The organism is Micromonospora sp. URMC 103, assembly GCF_051386435.1.
GTDB lineage: Bacteria > Actinomycetota > Actinomycetes > Mycobacteriales > Micromonosporaceae > Micromonospora.
In genome coordinates this window covers 28,234-45,854 of the sequence record NZ_JBPQTR010000006.1, presented here as the reverse complement: position 1 = coordinate 45,854, position 17,621 = coordinate 28,234, and the positions used below count along the sequence as shown (strand labels likewise).

The 17,621-nt window shown below is 73.7% G+C and carries 18 protein-coding genes; 12 read left to right on the top strand and 6 right to left on the bottom strand.

Annotation, left to right across the window (positions count from 1 at the left end; genetic code table 11):
- The first annotated feature begins 13 nt into the window (after positions 1-13).
- The 3 genes from ACSNOA_RS26455 to ACSNOA_RS26445 all read left to right on the top strand — a co-directional run bounded on the left by ACSNOA_RS26455 (position 14) and on the right by ACSNOA_RS26445 (position 1,985).
- Entirely contained in the window at positions 14-460 is a 447-nt protein-coding gene (locus ACSNOA_RS26455) for an acyl-CoA thioesterase (RefSeq protein WP_436662505.1), read from the top strand.
- A 149-nt stretch (positions 461-609) separates the two neighbouring features.
- Complete coding sequence (locus ACSNOA_RS26450) at positions 610-1,269, top strand: hypothetical protein (RefSeq protein ID WP_436663383.1); 660 nt, start codon at positions 610-612, stop codon at positions 1,267-1,269.
- A 131-nt stretch (positions 1,270-1,400) separates the two neighbouring features.
- Positions 1,401-1,985, top strand: a complete 585-nt coding sequence (locus tag ACSNOA_RS26445) for a YbjN domain-containing protein (protein WP_436662504.1) — start codon at positions 1,401-1,403, stop codon at positions 1,983-1,985.
- A 106-nt stretch (positions 1,986-2,091) separates the two neighbouring features.
- Here the strand turns inward: ACSNOA_RS26445 and ACSNOA_RS26440 are convergent, their stop codons facing one another.
- The 3 genes from ACSNOA_RS26440 to ACSNOA_RS26430 form a co-directional block, all read right to left on the bottom strand.
- On the bottom strand, positions 2,092-2,511 hold the full coding sequence (locus tag ACSNOA_RS26440; protein WP_436662503.1) for a globin: 420 nt from the start codon (positions 2,509-2,511) through the stop codon (positions 2,092-2,094).
- A gap of 318 nt (positions 2,512-2,829) precedes the next feature.
- The gene (locus ACSNOA_RS26435; RefSeq protein ID WP_436662502.1) at positions 2,830-4,233 is read right to left on the bottom strand and encodes an MFS transporter; all 1,404 of its coding nucleotides are present in this window, start codon (positions 4,231-4,233) and stop codon (positions 2,830-2,832) included.
- 234 nt (positions 4,234-4,467) lie between these two features.
- Complete coding sequence (locus ACSNOA_RS26430) at positions 4,468-5,547, bottom strand: mechanosensitive ion channel family protein (protein ID WP_436662501.1); 1,080 nt, start codon at positions 5,545-5,547, stop codon at positions 4,468-4,470.
- Between the two features lie 276 nt (positions 5,548-5,823).
- Between ACSNOA_RS26430 and ACSNOA_RS26425 the strand changes: the two genes are divergently transcribed.
- Positions 5,824-6,357 carry an HNH endonuclease gene (locus ACSNOA_RS26425; protein WP_120781325.1) on the top strand — a complete coding sequence of 178 codons (534 nt, stop codon included), beginning with the start codon at positions 5,824-5,826 and terminating at the stop codon, positions 6,355-6,357.
- Between the two features lie 11 nt (positions 6,358-6,368).
- Here ACSNOA_RS26425 and ACSNOA_RS26420 read toward each other — a convergent pair whose 3' ends face one another.
- From ACSNOA_RS26420 to ACSNOA_RS26410, 3 genes are all read right to left on the bottom strand, one after another.
- Positions 6,369-7,211, bottom strand: coding sequence for a class F sortase (locus ACSNOA_RS26420; protein ID WP_436662500.1), 843 nt, complete (start codon positions 7,209-7,211; stop codon positions 6,369-6,371).
- Positions 7,212-7,224: 13 nt separating this feature from the next.
- Positions 7,225-7,761 carry a hypothetical protein gene (locus tag ACSNOA_RS26415; RefSeq protein ID WP_436662499.1) on the bottom strand — a complete coding sequence of 179 codons (537 nt, stop codon included), beginning with the start codon at positions 7,759-7,761 and terminating at the stop codon, positions 7,225-7,227.
- Positions 7,762-7,975: 214 nt separating this feature from the next.
- The gene (locus ACSNOA_RS26410; protein WP_436662498.1) at positions 7,976-8,449 is read right to left on the bottom strand and encodes an Lrp/AsnC family transcriptional regulator; all 474 of its coding nucleotides are present in this window, start codon (positions 8,447-8,449) and stop codon (positions 7,976-7,978) included.
- Positions 8,450-8,594: 145 nt separating this feature from the next.
- On the opposite strand from ACSNOA_RS26410, the gene ACSNOA_RS26405 reads away from it, so the two are divergent.
- The 8 genes from ACSNOA_RS26405 to ACSNOA_RS26370 all read left to right on the top strand — a co-directional run bounded on the left by ACSNOA_RS26405 (position 8,595) and on the right by ACSNOA_RS26370 (position 17,621).
- Entirely contained in the window at positions 8,595-9,497 is a 903-nt protein-coding gene (locus ACSNOA_RS26405) for a tryptophan 2,3-dioxygenase (RefSeq protein WP_436662497.1), read from the top strand.
- A 19-nt stretch (positions 9,498-9,516) separates the two neighbouring features.
- Positions 9,517-10,818, top strand: a complete 1,302-nt coding sequence (kynU, locus tag ACSNOA_RS26400) for a kynureninase (RefSeq protein ID WP_436662496.1) — start codon at positions 9,517-9,519, stop codon at positions 10,816-10,818.
- A gap of 371 nt (positions 10,819-11,189) precedes the next feature.
- Positions 11,190-12,527, top strand: coding sequence for an FAD-dependent oxidoreductase (locus ACSNOA_RS26395; protein WP_436662495.1), 1,338 nt, complete (start codon positions 11,190-11,192; stop codon positions 12,525-12,527).
- A 23-nt stretch (positions 12,528-12,550) separates the two neighbouring features.
- Entirely contained in the window at positions 12,551-14,032 is a 1,482-nt protein-coding gene (locus tag ACSNOA_RS26390; protein WP_436663382.1) for a 2-hydroxymuconic semialdehyde dehydrogenase, read from the top strand.
- 22 nt (positions 14,033-14,054) lie between these two features.
- A complete protein-coding gene (locus tag ACSNOA_RS26385; RefSeq protein ID WP_436662494.1) occupies positions 14,055-14,849 on the top strand; it encodes a 2-keto-4-pentenoate hydratase in 795 nt (264 codons plus the stop codon).
- Positions 14,846-15,778: an acetaldehyde dehydrogenase (acetylating) gene (locus ACSNOA_RS26380; protein ID WP_436662493.1), complete on the top strand. Its 933-nt coding sequence runs from the start codon at positions 14,846-14,848 to the stop codon at positions 15,776-15,778. Before ACSNOA_RS26385 ends, ACSNOA_RS26380 begins: the two co-directional genes overlap by 4 nt.
- Positions 15,775-16,851, top strand: coding sequence for a 4-hydroxy-2-oxovalerate aldolase (gene dmpG / locus ACSNOA_RS26375; protein WP_436662492.1), 1,077 nt, complete (start codon positions 15,775-15,777; stop codon positions 16,849-16,851). Before ACSNOA_RS26380 ends, dmpG begins: the two co-directional genes overlap by 4 nt.
- Entirely contained in the window at positions 16,848-17,621 is a 774-nt protein-coding gene (locus ACSNOA_RS26370) for a 2-keto-4-pentenoate hydratase (protein WP_436662491.1), read from the top strand. Before dmpG ends, ACSNOA_RS26370 begins: the two co-directional genes overlap by 4 nt.

Genomic DNA, 17,621 nt, shown 5'->3' with positions numbered 1-17,621 from the left:
CCGGCGCCGGACCATGAGTGACCGCTTTGTCTACCACTGCACCCTGCGGTGGTCCGACCTGGACGCGTACGGGCACGTCAACAACTCCCGCTTCCTCACGCTGTACGAGGAGGCCCGGGTGGCGTTGATGTTCGCCGGCGGCCGGGCGTGGGGCGTGGACTCGTTCGCCGAGGGCGTGGTCATCCGCCGGCACGAGGTCGACTACCTGCGCCCGGTCGACTACGCCCTCGACCGGGCCACCAGCGAGGCCGCGCCGACCGTGCGCATCGAGCTGTGGGTGGAGGAGATCCGACCCTCCCGGTTCACCGTCGCCTACGAGCTGTACGACGGTGAGGTGCTGGCCGGGCGGGCCCGCTCGGTGCTGGTGCCGTTCGACCTGGAGCGGCAGGTCCCGCGGCGGATCACCCCGCAGGAGCGGGAGTTCCTGCTGACCTACGCGCCCTCGGGCGGGACGCCGTGACCCGCCCGGGTCCGGCTCGCCCCGGTCCTTCCCGCCCGGGGACGGCGCTCCCCGTGCCCGGCGGGCCGGCGCAGCCGCCGGGGCAGGCGGGGCCGCCGCCGGGGCAGGCGGGGCCGCGGCCCGCCGAGCCGGCGGACGGGGGGCACGGGATCGTGGAGACGGCCGACGCCGGCGCGTTCCTCGCCCGGCTGGTCCGCCTGGATTCGGCCGCACCCGTACGGCTCCGACCGGTCGGCCCGGACCGGACGGCGCTCTGGGCGCGGCTGCCCTGGAACGTGCTCGTGGTGCGGACCGTGACGGGCGTGTGCCCCGGCGACGTGGCCGTCGCGGCCGCCGACCTGCTGGCCGAGCTGGAGCGCTCCGGCGCCGCGTTGCCGCCCCGACGGGACGCCCAGTGGCGCTGGCCACTGCCGCCGGCCGTGAGCCGGCCCGTGGAGACGCTGCCGGCCGACGACCTGCGGCGTATCGCCCGGGCCGCTGCCGGCACGCTGCGTGCCGCCAGCGAGCAGGGCGTGGCGGGCCGGGCCGTGGGGCAGCGCGCCGTGCGGGACGCCCTCCTCGACCACGTGGCCGTCGTGGTCACCCCGGACGACCCGCCCGGTGCGCCGGTCGAGGTGCCGCAGCGCCTCGTGCAGGGGCTGGTCCGGATGGGCTTCCTGGGCCCGTCTGGTGGCCCCCACGCGGCGGCCGCCGTGCAGGTGCGGGTCGCCGGCCGATGGGTCGGTCTGGTGGGGCCGTACGGAGCGGCCTGGTTGCAGAAGGGCAGCGATCTTGGCCTGACGCCCCTGCGAGATCGTCCGAACGGATGACCCGCACTCATTCTTCTGGCCCGGGGCGGTCGTTGGGGGGATGCTTCAACCCGGCTGTCCGGGTACCGTCCATGCTCGGATCCAACGCACCGTAGGCAGCTGGATCCGCTGGGGAGTGAGGTGCGCGAGCGATGCCGTGGTGGTCATGGCGCCCCGGTCCCGCCAACGGCGGCGATCCGGAAAGTCGAAGCGGGATCACAGTGGAAGGCACCGTCCGGGTCGGACCACCGACCCCGCGCCAGCCGGGAGACGACTGCACGGCCAACGACCGGTCGGTGCTCGCCGAGATGCCGGCCACCGTGGCGCCGGTCACCCTGGGCCGGGTCTGCGACGCGCTCGACCTGCTCGACGTGCGCTACCTGGCCGACGGCGACGGCAACCTGCTGGCCATGTGGGAGCGCCACGCCGTGCTGGTCGCGCTCGAGGGGCCCGAGGACGAGATCCTCGTGATGCGGGCGCGTCCACACGCGACGGTGCCGCCGGACTGGGCCGACCGGGCCTACCGGGTGGTCAACGAGTGGAACCACACCCGACGGTTCTGCAAGGCGTACGTCGGTGACCCGACCGAGCGCGGTCAACTGCCGATCTACGCCGAGCTCCAGGTGCCGCTGGGCGCCGGGACGCACGACGCCCTCCTGGTCGAGATGCTCGACTGCGGCGCCGCCGTGGCCACGAGCTTCGTCGACTGGCTGCACGACGAGGGCGCCCTGCTCTGAGCCGCGCCGGCCGCGGGTCGCGCCGGTAGCCTCCGGCGGGCGTCTCGTGGTGGAGCGAGGGCCGAGCGCGTCGCGGCACCGGGCCGTCGCGACGGCCCGGCGGGTGTCAGGCCGGGTCCTCCATGACGTTGACCATGAAGAACGCGGCCCGCTCCAGATACTCCCAGAGCGCGGTGGCGTGGTCCTGCGGCAGGTCGAGCCGGTCGACGGCCCGGCGCATGTGGCGCAGCCAGGCGTCCCGCTCGGCGACCCCGATCCGGAACGGCGCGTGCCGCATCCGCAGTCGCGGGTGCCCGCGCTGGGACGAGTAGGTGTTGGGGCCGCCCCAGTACTGGATCAGGAAGAGCGTGAGCCGGTCGGCCGCCGGCCCGAGGTCCTCCTCGGGGTACATCGGCCGCAGCAGCGGGTCGGTGGCGACACCGGCGTAGAACTCGTCCACCAGCTTCCGGAAGGTGGGCTCGCCGCCGATCGCGTCGAAGAGGGTCGCCGACGGCCGGGAACGGTCGGATTCGCCTGCGGGGTTCACCGTTCCATCCTGCCAGGCGCGCGTGGCGCCGGCGGCACGGAGGCCTCTGTGCGTCGGGTCACGGGGGCGGCGGCCCGGCTCGGTCCGCTCGGGGCCGGGCGCAGGTTGATCGGCTCCGTTTCGGCGATGTGCCGGTGTCCCGAGGCGTCGGTCACCGCCACATCGGCGAGCTGGTGTTGATCAAGCGACGCGCGATGGTTGTTCCCTGGAGGCCAGCGTCGCGCGCCGAGATCGACTCGGGTTCCGTGATGTCGCGCTGTCCGCGGGCCGTCGACACCGCGCCTTCCTTGGAAGTCGAGTCGACCGTGCCGCGCTGCGCTAGGTGACCGCGTGGCGGCGGCGCCCGTCGTCCGTCGACGGACCGGCGACCGGCCCGGTGGCCGGGTCGGTCGGTTCGCCGCCCGGCCCCGGCTGCTCCGGGGCGGGCACCCGCGCCGCGCCCCCGGGGCCGAACCGGGCCTCCGCCACGGCCGCCTCCACCGACCGCCGGCTCGGCCAGGTCAGCGCGACGACCAGCATGAGAAACACGCCGGCGAGGCTCCACACGCCGACCACCGGTGGGATGGAGAAGCGTTCCGCGAGCACCCCGGTGACCAGCACGGCCAGCCCCTGGATCACCTGGACGCCGGTGCCCATCACCCCGAAGGCACGGGCCCGGAACGCGTCGGGCAGGGCCTGCACGAAGAGGCCGTTCGCCGTGGGCAGCATGCCCGCGACCGCGAAGCCGCAGGCCGCCGCGAGCAGGGCCACCACCACCGGTGCGGGATCGAGCAGGGCCGGCACGAGGGTGAGCGGCGCGAGCACGGCCAGCGGCCGCATCAGTGCCAACCGGCGGGACGGGCCGAAGACGCGCCCGATCGCCAGCCCACCCAGGATGAAGCCGACCGGATTGGCGGCCATGATGACCGCCTGCGCCACACCGGCGTCGAGGCCGTCGCCCGCCGTGTCCTTGGCCCAACCGGCGGCGAGGCCCTCGGGCACGATCGAGAAGAGCATGACGCTGAACACGAGCACGGCGATCGCCCGCAGGACCGGGGTGCCGAAGACGATCTGGAACCCCTCGGCGGTCTCCCGGAGCAGGTGGGAGCGGTGCGCCCGGCCCAGTGCCGCCGGCCGGTCGGCGACGCCGAAGCGGACCAGGATCGCCGAGACGGCGAAGGTGGCCGCGTTGATCAGCAACGCGATGACGGGGTCGAATCCCGCGATGGCGGCGCCCATCAGGTAGCCGACGACCTGCGCGGCCTGGCCGACGCTGGAGGTGAGCGACAGCCCCAGGACGAGCCGGTCGCCGGTCAGGATCTGCGGTATCAGCGCCGACTTGGCGGCCTGGCTCGGGGGATTGGCCAGCGTGGCGAGGAAGAGCAGCCCGAGCAGGGCCGGGGCGGGCAGCCCCGGGATGGCGATGAGCAGCATCAACGCCATCCGGATGAGGTCGCAGATCACCATGACCCGCCGGTACGGGTGCCGCTCGGCGACGGCGGCCAGCAGCGGCCCGCCGATCAGCCATGGCAGGTAGCTGACGGCGAAGGCGGCGGCGGAGAGCGCGACCGACTTTGTCTCCTCGTAGACCAGCAGCGTGACCGCGGCCTTCGCGAGGTAGTCGCCGACCCAGGAGAGCGCGCTCGCCGTGAAGAGGGCCCCGAACTCCCGCTGGGCGAAGACCTCACGGAAGGTGGCTGGCCCTTCCGGTGAGGGTCGCTCGTCGGACACCGTCGCCTCCATCGTTCCCCAGGGCCGGGCCACTGGTGACGACGCCAGCCCGGGAACTCTCGTCAGATCTGCGGATCAGCGAGGACGCAGCACGCTTCTGGCGGAACGCGTGCCCCGGATTCTGCCCGATCGTCTGACAACTGGCTAGGGCGAACGGATAGATCGTCGCATCTCCGACTGAACGAACGGACGATACCTGAGGGGCCGGCCGGCCCGCGACCCCTGGATCGTCGGCCAGCCGGCGGATCAGGTCGCGCCGCTCTGCCCCGTCTCGCCGCCGGCCGGCGGCCGGGCCGCCACGCCCGGGAAGAGGCGTGCGGCGGCGATCTGCGCGGTGATCCCGGAGTTCTCCAGCGCCTCGGCCAGCCGGCGGCGCAGCTCCCGCCCGACCGCGAACTGGCCGTCCGCCGTCGTCTTCACCACCGTCCGGATGACCGCGCCGTCCACCGTCATCTGTTCCACGCCGAGCACCTCGGGCGCCTCGACGATCTCCGGCGACAGCTCCGGGTCCAGCGCCACCGAGGCGGCGGCCGTACGCAGCACGGCCGTGGCCTCCTCCGTGCCGGCGAAGCCGATCGGCAGGTCCACCACGACGAGCGCCCAGCCCTGGCTCTTGTTGCCGACCCGCACGATCTCGCCGTTGCGGATGTACCAGAGCACGCCACGGCCGTCGCGGACGGTGGTGACCCGCAACCCGACCGACTCGACCACGCCCGTCGCCTCGCCAAGGTCGACGGTGTCGCCGACGCCGTACTGGTCCTCGATCAGCATGAACAGGCCGGCGAGCAGGTCCTTGACCAGGCTCTGCGCGCCGAAGCCCAGCGCCACCCCGGCGATGCCGGCGCTGGCCAGCAGCGGCGCCAGGTCGAAGCTGAACTCCCGCAGGATCATGAGCATGGCGATGCCGAAGACGAACGCGGTGGTGAGGCTGCGCAGGACCGAGCCGATGGCCTCGGCCCGCTGCCGCCGCCGTTCGGGGACGAACTCGCCGGGCTCGGTCGCGGCGGTCGGGATGCGCTCCCGCAGCGGGCGCAGCATGGTCGGCACGCCGGCGTCGCTGGTGGTGCGCACCAGCCGGTCGATCGTGCGGTGTACGGCCCAGCGGGCGACCGCCGCCAGCAGCAGGATGAGGACGATCCGCAGCGGCTTGATCAGGATCCAGTAGCTGCCCTCGGCGAACCAGACCGACCGGGTGGACCGCCACACGGCGTTGCACAGCGCCTCGTTCAGACAGTCCGGGCTGGGTGTCTCGCTCGGGGCCGGTGCGGCGGAGGCGGCGGCGAGAAGCGTCAGGACGGAGGCAGTCACCCTGTCTTCGTACCGCAACGGGCCCGACGGGCCGCCGCCGACCCACCGGAGGGTGACGTCCGCAGGAGTCCGCGCCGACGGCCCGGTGAACGGACGGGGGCGAAACCGGTCATCTTGCCACGGTCGGAAAATGCTTCATGAGGGACCCCGGATTAGTACGTGCAATCCGGGGTCCGATCAGGGACTATTGGCGCAACGGACGTCGGTGATCCGACCGGCGTCGACCGTGTGGGCCGTCGTGCCCCCGGTCGGCGGCGCGCGGAGGGGGCCGCTGTAACCGGGAGGGTGATCGCGATGCCTGACATACGACCCACGGTGGGCTCCGGTGCGCTGGTCCTCAACGCCACCTACGAGCCGCTGTGTGTCGTGTCGGTGCGTCGTGCCGCGATCCTCGTCCTCTCCGCCAAGGCCGTCTGCGTGGCCGACGGCGACGGCATCCTGCACAGCGCCCGGGACGCGCTCCCGGTGCCCTCGGTGGTCCGGTTGACCCGGTACGTCCGGGTGCCCTACCGCACGCACGTCGGCCTGTCCCGCCGGGCCATCTTCGCCCGCGACGGTTGGCGCTGCGCCTACTGCCGGGGCCCGGCCGAGACCATCGACCACGTCTTCCCCCGCAGCCGGGGTGGCCGCCACGCGTGGGAGAACGTGGTGGCCGCCTGCGCCCGGTGCAACCACACGAAGGGCGACAAGACCCCGGCCGAGCTGGGCTGGCGGCTGCACGCGCTGCCGGCGGCGCCGAAGGGCACGGCCTGGCGGGTCCTCGGCCACCGGGCGCCCGACCCGCGCTGGGCCGACTGGCTCGACCTGCGCGAGCCCGAGGCGGCCTGAGGCCCGGCGGCTCACGTCCGGCGCGCCTTCACCAGCGACGCGAACACCACCACGTTGTCGGCGTAGCCGGTCTCCCCGCCGACCCAGCGCCCACCGCAGGTGATGAGGCGCAGGTTGGGGCGGCTGAAGTCACCGAACACCTCGCCCGCCGGCAGTTCCGACTTGTCGAACCGCTGCACGTCGTTGACCTCGAAGACCGCCACCGTGCCGTCGGAGCGGGTCACCTCGACCCGGTCGCCGGCGCGGAGTTCCTTGAGCTCGTGGAAGACCGCCGGCCCCGTGGTGGTGTCGACGTGCCCGACGATCACGGCCGGCCCGTACTGGCCGGGGGTCGGCCCCTGGTCGTACCAGCCGGCCTCCTGTGCCCGGCCCGCGTCCGGTACGCCGATGCTGCCGTCGGCGGCGATGCCCACGCTGTGCACCGGCGCCCGCAGGTCGATGGTGCGGATGGTGAGCTCCACGGGCGTGCTGGCCGGTAGGACCGGGAACTTCTTCGGCGGCGGTCGAAGGCCGGCGCTGATCTGGTCCGGCAGGACGTCGATCCCGGTCACGCGCTCGACCCCGAGCATCGCGACGATCAGCACCATGAGCGTGGCGATGGCCAGCACCGGAAATCCGGGGCCGGTGCCGGCGCCGAGCCGCCGGCGTACCGCGGACCGTCGGGGCCGGACCGGCAACGGCCGGGCCGACGGGTCGGTCGTGGCCACGCTCGCGGAGAACGCGTGCCGGGCGACCCGGCGCAGCCGGCGGGAACTCCGGAAGGCCAGTCGACCGGACGCGTGCAGCGCCGACCGGGTGGCCGCCCGGAGCCGGCCGCGATCCGGGCGCCTGCGGCGTGCGGATGTGCGGGCCATGGTGCTTCCCGGGTCAGGAACCCGTCCCGGTCCGCCGGCGGGCGCCCGCCATGCCGAGGGCCACCGCGGCGCCCACGGCCGCCACGCCGCCGATCAGCAGCAGCATGCCGGTGCCCCGGCTGGCGGTGCCGCCGCCCCCGGTCGCCGGGCCCTTGCTCGGCTGGGCCATGTTGAGCACCGTGAGGTTGGTGGACGCCGTGTTGCCGTTCTGGCAGCGCAGGTTGACCGGGTAGTCGCCCGGTTCCTTGTTACCCGGCACCGTCACCGAGCCGGTGAGGAAGCCGTTGTCCGGTCGCAGCGTCACCCGGCCGAACGCGTCCGAGTCGACCTGGGCCTGGCGGTTGTTGGCGTTGTCGCAGCTCGCCCGGATGTGCACCCGGCCGCCGGCCTGGACGCTGTTGGGCGTCACCTCGACGAAGACGTTTTCGCCCGCGCGGGCGGGCCCGGCGCCGATCAGGACGAACGCCGCGACCAGCGCGAACGCGCCGAGCAGCCGCAGGATGGTCGACGGGGCGGGAAACACGCCGCCGTCCGGTCGCAGACCCCGCATGATCCTCCCTCCCGGCACCGGTGTACCGGTCCTGCTGGGGCGACCCGCGGTGCTTTCCCCATCGACCGCTCACAAACCCGCCGTGCCGGCCCCCGCACGGGTCCCCACCCCGCGCCCTGCGGTGATCATGAAGTCGTTGCCGACAAACGGGCATCCAGCACCGATAACTGACTGATCACCGCCGTGAAGAGAGCGCGGGGAACGCGGGGAGGGGTCAGCGGTGGCGGGCGTCGGTTCGGGGAGGGCGGGGTCGCGGGAGCGGCGTGACGGGATGCCAGTCCAGCGGGGTGGAGAGCACCATCGTGCTGGAGGGCTGGCCGTACGGAGCGAGGCGGTCGATGACCCGCTCGAACTCCCCGATCGAGCCGGCCGCCACCTTCAGCATGCTGCACGCGTCGCCGGTGATCCGGTGGATTTCCAGGATCTCGGGCCAGTCGGCGACCTCGGGGTCGTACAGGATGCATCGGGACCCGTAGCAGGACATCCGGATCAGGGCCACCACGCTGCGCCCCGCCCGGCTGAGGTCGACGTGGGCGTGGTAGCCGGTGATCACCCCCGACTCCTCCAGCCGGCGTACGCGCTCGGCGACCGCGGGCGGCGACAGGTGCACCCGGCGGGACAGTTCGCTGAAGGAGAGGCGGGCGTCGGCCTGCAACTCGCGTAGCAGCGCCCAGTCCATGTCGTCCATGAGCAGACCTTACTTTCCTGAACCGGAATCGCCCTCACGCCTTCGGTCCGGCAGGTCGAGGCCCGCCAGTCCCGTTGATCGGGCATTCCATCCGGGGGATCCGCCGCGACATCATGGCGGAACCCGGCTCATGGAGGAGACGACGGTGAAGCAGACGGAGCTGCGGCGGCCCCCCGCGCCCGCACCGGTGCGGCCGGTCACGCCCGAACAGCGCGAGGCCAGGGCGGCGCGCACCGGCGGCGAACCGACCCTGGAGTTCGACGACCGTGTGCCGTACGACGTGTACACGCACGCCAGCACCCTGCACCGGCTGCAACAGCCGATCAGCGACGACCCCGGCGAGATGTCGTTCCTCATGGTCAGCCAGATCATGGAGCTGTACTTCGGGCTGACCCGCTACGAGCTGATCGAGGCCCAGCGGCTCATCCGGGCCGACCGGGTGTGGGACGCGCTGGCGCCGCTGCGCCGGGCGGGCCTGCACCTGGAGGCGCTCAATGCGGCCTGGCGGGGCCTGCGCTGGATGACCCCGGCCGACTTCAACCGGTTCCGCGACCTGCTCGGCGAGGCGTCCGGGTTCCAGTCGGCCATGTACCGGCAGCTGGAGTTCCTGCTCGGCCTCCGCGACGCGGCGCTGATCCGGCCGTTCCGCCGGCAGTCCGACGTGTACGCCGAGCTGCGCGAGGCGCTCGCCGCGCCGAGCCTCTGGGACGACGTGGTCGCCCTGCTCGCCCGCCGCGGCTTCGACATCCCCGCCGACCTGCTGGAGCGGGACGTCTCCGACGAGCACGAGGCGCACCCCCACGTCGAGGCGGCCTGGGTGCGGATCTACGCCGACGACGGGCCGGACAACCACCTCCGGCTGCTCGGCGACGCGCTCACCGAGGTGGCCGAACAGTTCGGCGACTGGCGCTGGGAACATGTCAAGGCGGTGCAGCGGACCATGGGCGCGAAGGTCGGCAGCGGCGGCTCCGCCGGGCTGGCCTGGCTGCAGCGCAGCATGGCCCGGGTGGTCTTCCCGGAGCTGTGGTCGGCCCGCACCAGCATGTGACCGGAAGCGAGACCCCCTCATGAACGCCCCGCACCCCGCCCGGCCGCGCCTGTCCGCCTCCGAGGAGGAGGCGCGGCGGCTCGACGCCGACGACCCCGGGCACCGCCACCTGTTCCACGTGCCCCCGGCCGACGGCGGCCGCTACCCCGAGGCGGCGTACCTGGCCGGCAACTCGCTGGGGCTGCAACCGCGGGCCACCCGCGAGGAGCTCCTCGCCGACCTCGACGCCTGGAGCCGGCTCGGCGTCGAGGGGCACCTGGAGGCCGAACGGCCCTGGCTGCCGTACCACGAGCTGCTCACCGCGCCGGCCGCGCGACTGGTCGGCGCGCTCCCCGCGGAGACCGTGGTGATGAACTCGCTCACGGTGAACCTGCACCTGCTCATGGTCAGCTTCTACCGCCCGGCCGGCTCGCGTACCCGCATCGTCATCGAGGACAGCGCCTTTCCCTCCGACAGCTACGCGGTGCGCAGCCAGGCCCGCTTCCACGGCCTCGACCCGGAGGAGACGGTGGTCCGCCTGCGGCCACGCCCCGGCGAGGACACGCTGCGCACCGAGGACGTGACGGGCTACCTCGCCGCCGAGGGCGACCGGGTGGCGCTCGTGCTGCTCGGTGGCGTCAACTACCTCACCGGCGAGCTGCTCGACATCCCGGCCATCACGGCGGCCGGCCGGGCGGCCGGCACGACCGTCGGCTGGGACCTCGCCCACGCCGCCGGCAACGTGCCGCTGCGCCTGCACGAGTGGGACGTCGACTTCGCCGCCTGGTGCTCCTACAAGTACCTCAACTCCGGCCCCGGGGCGCTGGCCGGGGCCTTCGTGCACGAGCGGCACCTCGGCGACCCGTCGCTGCCCCGCTTCGAGGGGTGGTGGAGCACCGAGGCGGCGACCCGCTTCGAGATGACCCCGGTGTCGCGGCCACCGGTCACCGTGGACGCCTGGCAGATCTCCAACCCGCCGATCTTCGCGATGGGTCCGGTCCGCACCTCGCTGGAGCTGTTCGACACGGTCGGCATGCCGGCGCTGCGCGAGCGGAGCGTGCGCCTCACCGCGTACCTGGAGCGACTCCTCGACGAGGTCACGGCCGACCGGCCGCTCGGCGTGGTCACCCCGCGGGACCCGCGCCGACGCGGCTGCCAGCTCTCGGTGCGGATCGGCGCCGGCAGCGCCGCCGGGCTCACCAAGCGGCTGCGCCACGAGCACGGCGTGATCGCCGACGCCCGGGAGCCGGACATCGTCCGGTTCGCCCCGGTGCCGCTCTACTCCACGTACCACGACTGCTGGCGGGTGGCCGACGCGCTCGCCGCGACGGTGGCGCCGTGAGCGCGAGGAGTGAGCCGGTCTTGCGAGCCCCGCAGTCGCGAACGAAAGGCAGGCGTCGGTGAGCGCGAGGAGTGAGCCGGTCTTGCGAGCCCCGCAGTCGCGAACGAAAGGCAGGCGTCGGTGAGCGCGAGGAGTGAGCCGGTCTTGCGAGCCCCGCAGTCGCGAACGAAAGGCAGGCGTCGGTGAGCGCGAGGAGTGAGCCGGTCTTGCGAGCCCCGCAGTCGCGAACGAAAGGCAGGCGTCGGTGAGCGCGAGGAGTGAGCCGGTCTTGCGAGCCCCGCAGTCGCGAACGAAAGGCAGGCGTCGGTGAGCGCGAGGAGTGAGCCGGTCTTGCGAGCCCCGCAGTCGCGAACGAAAGGCAGGCTCCGCCCATGAGCACGGAGCGCGACGAGATCGCGGTGGTGGGCGCGGGCCTCGCCGGTTGCCTGCTCGCCTGTTTCCTGGCCCGGCGCGGCTACCGGGTGGCGCTCTACGAGCGGCGGCCCGATCCGCGTACGGGCCGGGTCGAGCGGGGCCGGTCGATCAACCTGGCCCTGTCCGAGCGCGGTCTCGACGCGTTGCGCCGCATCGGCCTGGACACGCAGGTGATGGGCGACGCCCTACCGATGCGCGGCCGGATGATCCACCCCGTCGCGGGGCAGCCGCAGTTCCAGTCGTACAGCGCCTCCGGCGACCGGGCGATCAACTCGATCAGCCGGGGCGCGCTCAACAACGCCCTGCTCGACGCGGCCACCGCGCTGCCCGGGGTGCGGATCGCGTTCGACCACCGGCTCGTCGGGCTCGACCCGGCCACCGGCGGGATGACCTTCGAGACCCCGCAGGGCAAGGTCACAGCGACCGCGCCGGTCGTCCTCGGCGCCGACGGCGCCGGTTCGGCGGTACGCGGGCAGCTGCTCGCGCACGGGCTGCTCACCGAGAGCCTGGACTTCCTCGACTACGGCTACAAGGAGCTGACCATCCCGCCGCTCGGCGGCGACTTCGCGCTGGACCCGGACGCCCTGCACATCTGGCCGCGCGGCACCTCCATGATGATCGCGCTGCCCAACCCGGACCGCTCCTTCACCTGCACGCTCTTCTGGCCCACCCACGGCACCGCGGCCTTCGCCTCGCTGGGCAGCCCGGCCGCGATCGAGCGGCACTTCGCCGAGCACTACCCCGACCTCGTCCCGCTCGCGCCCAACCTGGTCGACGACTACCAGCACAACCCGGTCGGCGTGCTCGGCACGGTCCGCTGCACACCGTGGCAGGCGAACGGCACGGTGGGCCTCGTCGGCGACGCGGCGCACGCCATCGTCCCGTTCTACGGCCAGGGCGCCAACTGCGCCTTCGAGGACGTGGTCGAACTGGACCGCTGCCTGGACGAGAGCGACGACGACTGGACGGTGGCGCTGCCGCTGTTCCAGCGGCGCCGGCAGGACAACGTCGAGGCGATCGCGCGGATGGCGCTCACCAACTTCGTGGAGATGCGCGACAAGGTCGCCTCGCCGCTGTTCCAGCTCGGCCGGCGGGTGGAACACGCGCTGGAGCGGACGCTGCCCGGACGGTACGTTTCCCGGTACGAGCTGGTGTCGTTCTCCACCACCCCGTACGCCGAGGTGGTCCGCCGGGTCCGCCGGCAGCACCAGGTGCTCGGCGCGGTCGCGGCGGGCGCGGCGGCGCTGCTGGCCGGGGCGGCCGGCGCGGTGCTCAGCCGAGGGAGGCGTCGATGACGGTCACCTGGGATCCGCGGCTCATGACCGGCCGGGCGCCGGACGGGCCGGGTCTGCTGCGCAACTTCGTGGGCGGCGAGTTCGTGGCCGTCGGCACACGGTTTCCGAAGGCCAGCCCGGTCACCGGCGAGCCCGTCTTCGAGGTCGTCGAGGCCGACGCCTCCTGTGTGGACGACGCGGTGGCCGCCGCCCGGGCAGCGCTGCGCGGCCCGTGGGGGCGGATGGGCGAACGGGAGCGCGCCGAGGTGCTGCGCCGGGTCGCCGACGAGCTGGAGCGCCGGTTCGACGACCTCGTGGCGGCCGAGGTGGCCGACACCGGCAAGTCCATCTCCCAGGCCCGGACGCTCGACATCCCGCGCGGCGCCGCGAACTTCCGGGCGTTCGCCGAGATCGTGGCCACCGCGCCCACCGAGTCGTTCACGACCGTCACGCCGACCGGCGGGCGGGCCCTGAACTACGCCGTCCGCAAGCCGGTCGGCGTGGTGGCCGTCATCGTCCCGTGGAACCTGCCGCTACTGCTGCTCACCTGGAAGGTGGCGCCGGCGCTGGCCTGCGGCAACGCCGTGGTCGTCAAGCCCAGCGAGGAGACGCCGGCGTCGGCGACGGTGCTCGCCGAGGTCATGGCGGCGGCCGGCGTGCCGGCCGGGGTGTTCAACCTGGTGCACGGCTTCGGGCCGGACTCGGCGGGCGAGTTCCTCACCCGGCACCCGGGGGTCGACGCCATCACCTTCACCGGCGAGTCGGCCACCGGCAGCGCCATCATGCGCGCCGCCGCCGACGGGGTGAAGGCCGTGAGCTTCGAGTTGGGCGGCAAGAACGCCGGTCTCGTCTTCGCCGACGCCGACCTGGACGCCGCGGTGGCCGGCTCGGTGCGCTCCAGCTTCACCAACGGCGGCCAGGTCTGCCTCTGCACCGAGCGCATCTACGTGCAGCGGCCGGTGTTCGAGGAGTTCACCGCCCGGCTCGCGAAGCGGGCCGGCGACCTGGCGTACGGCTGGCCGACCGACGAGGCCACGGCCACCATGCCGCTCATCTCCCACGGCCACCGGGCCAAGGTGCTCGGCCACTACGACCTGGCCCGCGCGGAGGGCGCGCAGGTGCTCACCGGGGGCGGGACGCCCCACTTCGGCGACGCCCGCGACGGCGGCGCGTACGTGCAGCCGACCGTGCTCACCGGGCTCGGCCCGGACGCCCGGACCAACCGGGAGGAGATCTTCGGCCCGGTCGTGCACGTCGCCCCCTTCGACGACGAGGAGGAGGCGTACGCGCTCGCGAACGGCACCGAGTACGGGCTCGCGGCGACGGTGTGGACCCGGGACGTGGGTGTGGCGCACCGGGCCGGCGCCCGGTTGGACGCCGGCATCGTCTGGGTGAACACCTGGTTCCTGCGCGACCTGCGCACGCCGTTCGGCGGGGTGAAGGCGTCCGGGATCGGCCGCGAGGGCGGCGTGCACTCGCTCGACTTCTATTCCGAACTCACCAACGTCTGCGTGGACCTGTCGTGAGCGCACGCAGCGAGGAGCAGGCATGAGGGTTGATCTGGAAGCCGCGAACCGGGAGCTGGCCGACGCGCGCAGCACGGGGAAGCCCTGCCCGCCGTTGCGGGGCCGGCTGCTGCCGGAGGGGGACGTCGAGTCGGCGTACCGCGTGCAGCAGCTCCAGGCGCGGGCCTGGCAGGGCCGCGGCGAGCGCCGGGTGGGCGCGAAGATCGGGCTGACGTCGCGGGCCGTGCAGGAGAGCCTCGGCGTCTTCCAGCCGGACTTCGGAATGCTGACCGACGCCATGGCCGTCGGCGACGGGGTCGAGGTGTCGATGGACCGGCTGCTCCAGCCGAGGGTGGAGGCGGAGGTCGCGTTCGTGCTCGGCGCCGACCTGACCGACGAGCGGGTCACCACGACCGACCTCGTCCGCGCGGTCGACCACCTGCTGCCGGCCATCGAGATCGTCGACTCGCGGATCGCCGACTGGGACATCTCCATCGTGGACACCGTGGCCGACAACGCCTCGAGCGGGCTGTTCGTGCTGGGCACCTCGCCGCGCCGCCTCGCCGACGTCGACCTGCGGCTGTGCGGCATGGTGCTGGAGCGCGCGGGCGAGCCCGTCTCGGTGGGCGCGGGCGCGGCCTGCCTCGGCAACCCGCTGCACGCGCTGGAGTGGCTCGCGCGCACCATGGCCCGCTCCGGCGACCCGCTGCGCGCCGGGGACGTGGTGCTCTCCGGAGCGCTCGGCCCCATGGTGCCGGTCGAGCCCGGCGCGGCGTACGAGGCACGGATCTCCGGCCTCGGTTCGGTACGGACGTGTTTCACGAGGGAGGCCGGGTGACTGTCGGGGTGGCGGTGATCGGTTCCGGCAACATCGGGACCGACCTGATGATCAAGGTGCTCCGGCTCGGCGCCGGCCTGCGGATGGTCGCCCTCGCCGGCATCGACCCGGCCTCCGACGGCCTCGCCCGGGCGCGCCGGCTCGGCGTGGCCACCACGGTCGAGGGCGTGGACGGGCTGGTGGCGATGCCGGAGTTCGCCGACGTGGAGCTGGTCTTCGACGCCACCTCGGCCGGGGCGCACCGGCACAACGACGCGCTGCTGCGCGCGCACGGGCGGACGGTGATCGACCTGACCCCGGCCGCCATCGGCCCGTACGTGGTGCCGCCCGTGAACCTGGACGAGCACCTGCGCGAGCGGAACCTCAACATGGTCACCTGCGGCGGGCAGGCCACCGTGCCGATCGTCGCCGCGGTCGGCCGGGTCACCCCGGTGGCGTACGGCGAGATCGTCGCCTCGATCGCCTCGCGGTCGGCCGGCCCGGGCACCCGGGCGAACATCGACGAGTTCACCGAGACCACGGCCCGGGCCATCGAGGTGGTGGGTGGCGCCGAGCGGGGCAAGGCCATCATCGTCCTCAACCCGGCCGAGCCGCCGCTGTTGATGCGCGACACGGTCTACTGCCTCTGCCCGGACGCCGACGCCGACACGGCGGCCGTCGCGGAATCCGTGGCGGAGATGGTGGCCGCCGTGCGGGAGTACGTGCCCGGTTACCGGCTCAAGCAGGACGTGCAGTTCGACCGGGTGGACACCTACGTGCCGTCGCTGGGCCGCCACCTGCGGGGTCTCCAGGTCTCCGTCTTCCTGGAGGTCTCCGGCGCCGGGCACTACCTGCCCGCGTACGCCGGCAACCTCGACATCATGACCTCGGCGGCGCTGCGTACCGCGGAGCGGCTGGTCGCGCTCCGCGCGGAGGGGGTGCCCGCATGACCGACCTCTACATCCAGGACGTGACGCTGCGCGACGGCATGCACGCCATCGCGCACCGGTACACCGTCGCGCAGGTGCGGGCCATCGCCGGGGCGCTGGACGCGGCCGGCGTGGCCGCCATCGAGGTGGCGCACGGCGACGGGCTCGCCGGGTCGAGCGTCAACTACGGCCACGGCGCGGCCAGCGACGCCGAGTGGATCGCGGCGGCGGCCGAGGTGCTCACGAACGCGAAGCTCACCACGCTGCTGCTGCCCGGCATCGGCACCATCGCCGACCTGCGGGCCGCCCGCGCGCTCGGCGTCACCAGCGTCCGCATCGCCACCCACTGCACCGAGGCGGACATCTCCGCCCAGCACATCTCCTGGGCCCGGGAGAACGGCATGGACGTCTCCGGGTTCCTCATGATGTCGCACATGGCCGACCCGGCCACGCTGGCCGCGCAGGCCCGGCTCATGGAGTCGTACGGGGCGCACTGCGTGTACGTCACCGACTCCGGCGGCCGGCTGCTGATGTCCGACGTGGCGGAGCGGATCGACGCGTACCGGCAGGTGCTCGAGCCGGGAACGCAGATCGGCATCCACGCGCACCACAACCTCTCGCTCGGGGTCGCGAACAGCGTGGTGGCCGTCGAGCACGGGCGGGTCGCCGGCGCGGGCCCGGCCGGCCCGGAGGCGCCGCACGGGCGGACCGTACGGGTGGACGCCTCCCTCGCGGGGCAGGGCGCGGGCGCCGGCAACGCCCCGCTGGAGGTCTTCGTGGCGGTCGCCGAACTGCACGGCTGGAAGCACGGCTGCGACGTGTTCGCGCTGATGGACGCCGCGGACGACCTCGTCCGGCCGTTGCAGGACCGGCCCGTGCAGGTCGACCGGGAGACGCTCTCGCTCGGCTACGCCGGCGTCTACTCGAGCTTCCTCCGGCACGCCGAGCGCGCCTCGACGCGGTACGGGGTGGACGTCCGCTCGATCCTCGTCGAGCTGGGCCGTCGGCGGATGGTCGGCGGTCAGGAGGACATGATCGTCGACGTGGCGCTGGACCTGGTGCGCCAGCGCGCCGAACAGGAGGAGCCCGCGTGATCGGACCGGACGTCGCCGGGATCGCCGAGAGGCTGGGCGCGGCGGCCGACACGGCCACCGCCACCGGCCAGCTCGCCGCCGAGACCGGCCTCGACGTGGACGCCGCGTACGCGGTGCAGACCGCGCTGGTGCAGCGCCGGCTGGCCCGGGGCGAGCGGCTCGTGGGGCTCAAGATGGGTCTCACGAGCCGGGCGAAGATGGCCCAGGTCGGGGTGGACGAGGTGATCTGGGGCCGGCTCACCGACGCGATGCGGGTGCCCGACGGCGGCACGGTCGACGTGGGCGCGTACATCCATCCGCGGGTCGAGCCGGAGGTCGCGTTCCTGCTGGACCGGCTGCCCGAGCCGGGCGAGCCGGTGGGCGACTTCACCGACGCGGTCCGCGCGGTGGCCCCGGCCATCGAGCTGATCGACTCCCGGTACGCGAACTTCACGTTCTCGCTGCCCGACGTGATCGCCGACAACACCTCGGCCGCCGCGTTCGCGATCGGCCCCTGGTCGCCCGTGCCGGACGGGCTGGAGAACCTGGGCGTGCTGCTGGAGATCGACGGCCGGGTGGCGCAGGTCGGCTCGACGGCGGCGATCCTCGGCGACCCGCGCCGCGCGCTCGACGAGGGGCTGCGGCTGGCCGGCCGGCACGGGGTGCGGCTGCGCGAGGGCTGGGTCTTCCTGGCCGGCGCCGCGACGGCTGCCGTGCCGCTGCGCCGCGGCGCGTACGTGCGGGCCGTGGTGGAGAAGCTGGGTACGGCCTCGCTGCGGGCTTCGTCGTGA

Excerpts from the sequence above, each read along its gene's own strand:
- ACSNOA_RS26410 (WP_436662498.1), bottom strand. The coding sequence starts at position 8,449 with ATGGACGACATGGACTGGGCGCTGCTACGCGAGTTGCAGGCCGACGCC.
- ACSNOA_RS26420 (WP_436662500.1), bottom strand. The coding sequence starts at position 7,211 with ATGGCCCGCACATCCGCACGCCGCAGGCGCCCGGATCGCGGCCGGCTC.
- ACSNOA_RS26435 (WP_436662502.1), bottom strand. The coding sequence starts at position 4,233 with ATGGAGGCGACGGTGTCCGACGAGCGACCCTCACCGGAAGGGCCAGCC.
- ACSNOA_RS26415 (WP_436662499.1), bottom strand. The coding sequence starts at position 7,761 with ATGCGGGGTCTGCGACCGGACGGCGGCGTGTTTCCCGCCCCGTCGACC.
- dmpG (WP_436662492.1), top strand. The coding sequence starts at position 15,775 with ATGACCGACCTCTACATCCAGGACGTGACGCTGCGCGACGGCATGCAC.
- kynU (WP_436662496.1), top strand. The coding sequence starts at position 9,517 with ATGAACGCCCCGCACCCCGCCCGGCCGCGCCTGTCCGCCTCCGAGGAG.
- ACSNOA_RS26455 (WP_436662505.1), top strand. The coding sequence starts at position 14 with ATGAGTGACCGCTTTGTCTACCACTGCACCCTGCGGTGGTCCGACCTG.
- ACSNOA_RS26395 (WP_436662495.1), top strand. The coding sequence starts at position 11,190 with ATGAGCACGGAGCGCGACGAGATCGCGGTGGTGGGCGCGGGCCTCGCC.
- ACSNOA_RS26445 (WP_436662504.1), top strand. The coding sequence starts at position 1,401 with ATGCCGTGGTGGTCATGGCGCCCCGGTCCCGCCAACGGCGGCGATCCG.
- ACSNOA_RS26390 (WP_436663382.1), top strand. The coding sequence starts at position 12,551 with ATGACCGGCCGGGCGCCGGACGGGCCGGGTCTGCTGCGCAACTTCGTG.
- ACSNOA_RS26385 (WP_436662494.1), top strand. The coding sequence starts at position 14,055 with ATGAGGGTTGATCTGGAAGCCGCGAACCGGGAGCTGGCCGACGCGCGC.
- ACSNOA_RS26425 (WP_120781325.1), top strand. The coding sequence starts at position 5,824 with ATGCCTGACATACGACCCACGGTGGGCTCCGGTGCGCTGGTCCTCAAC.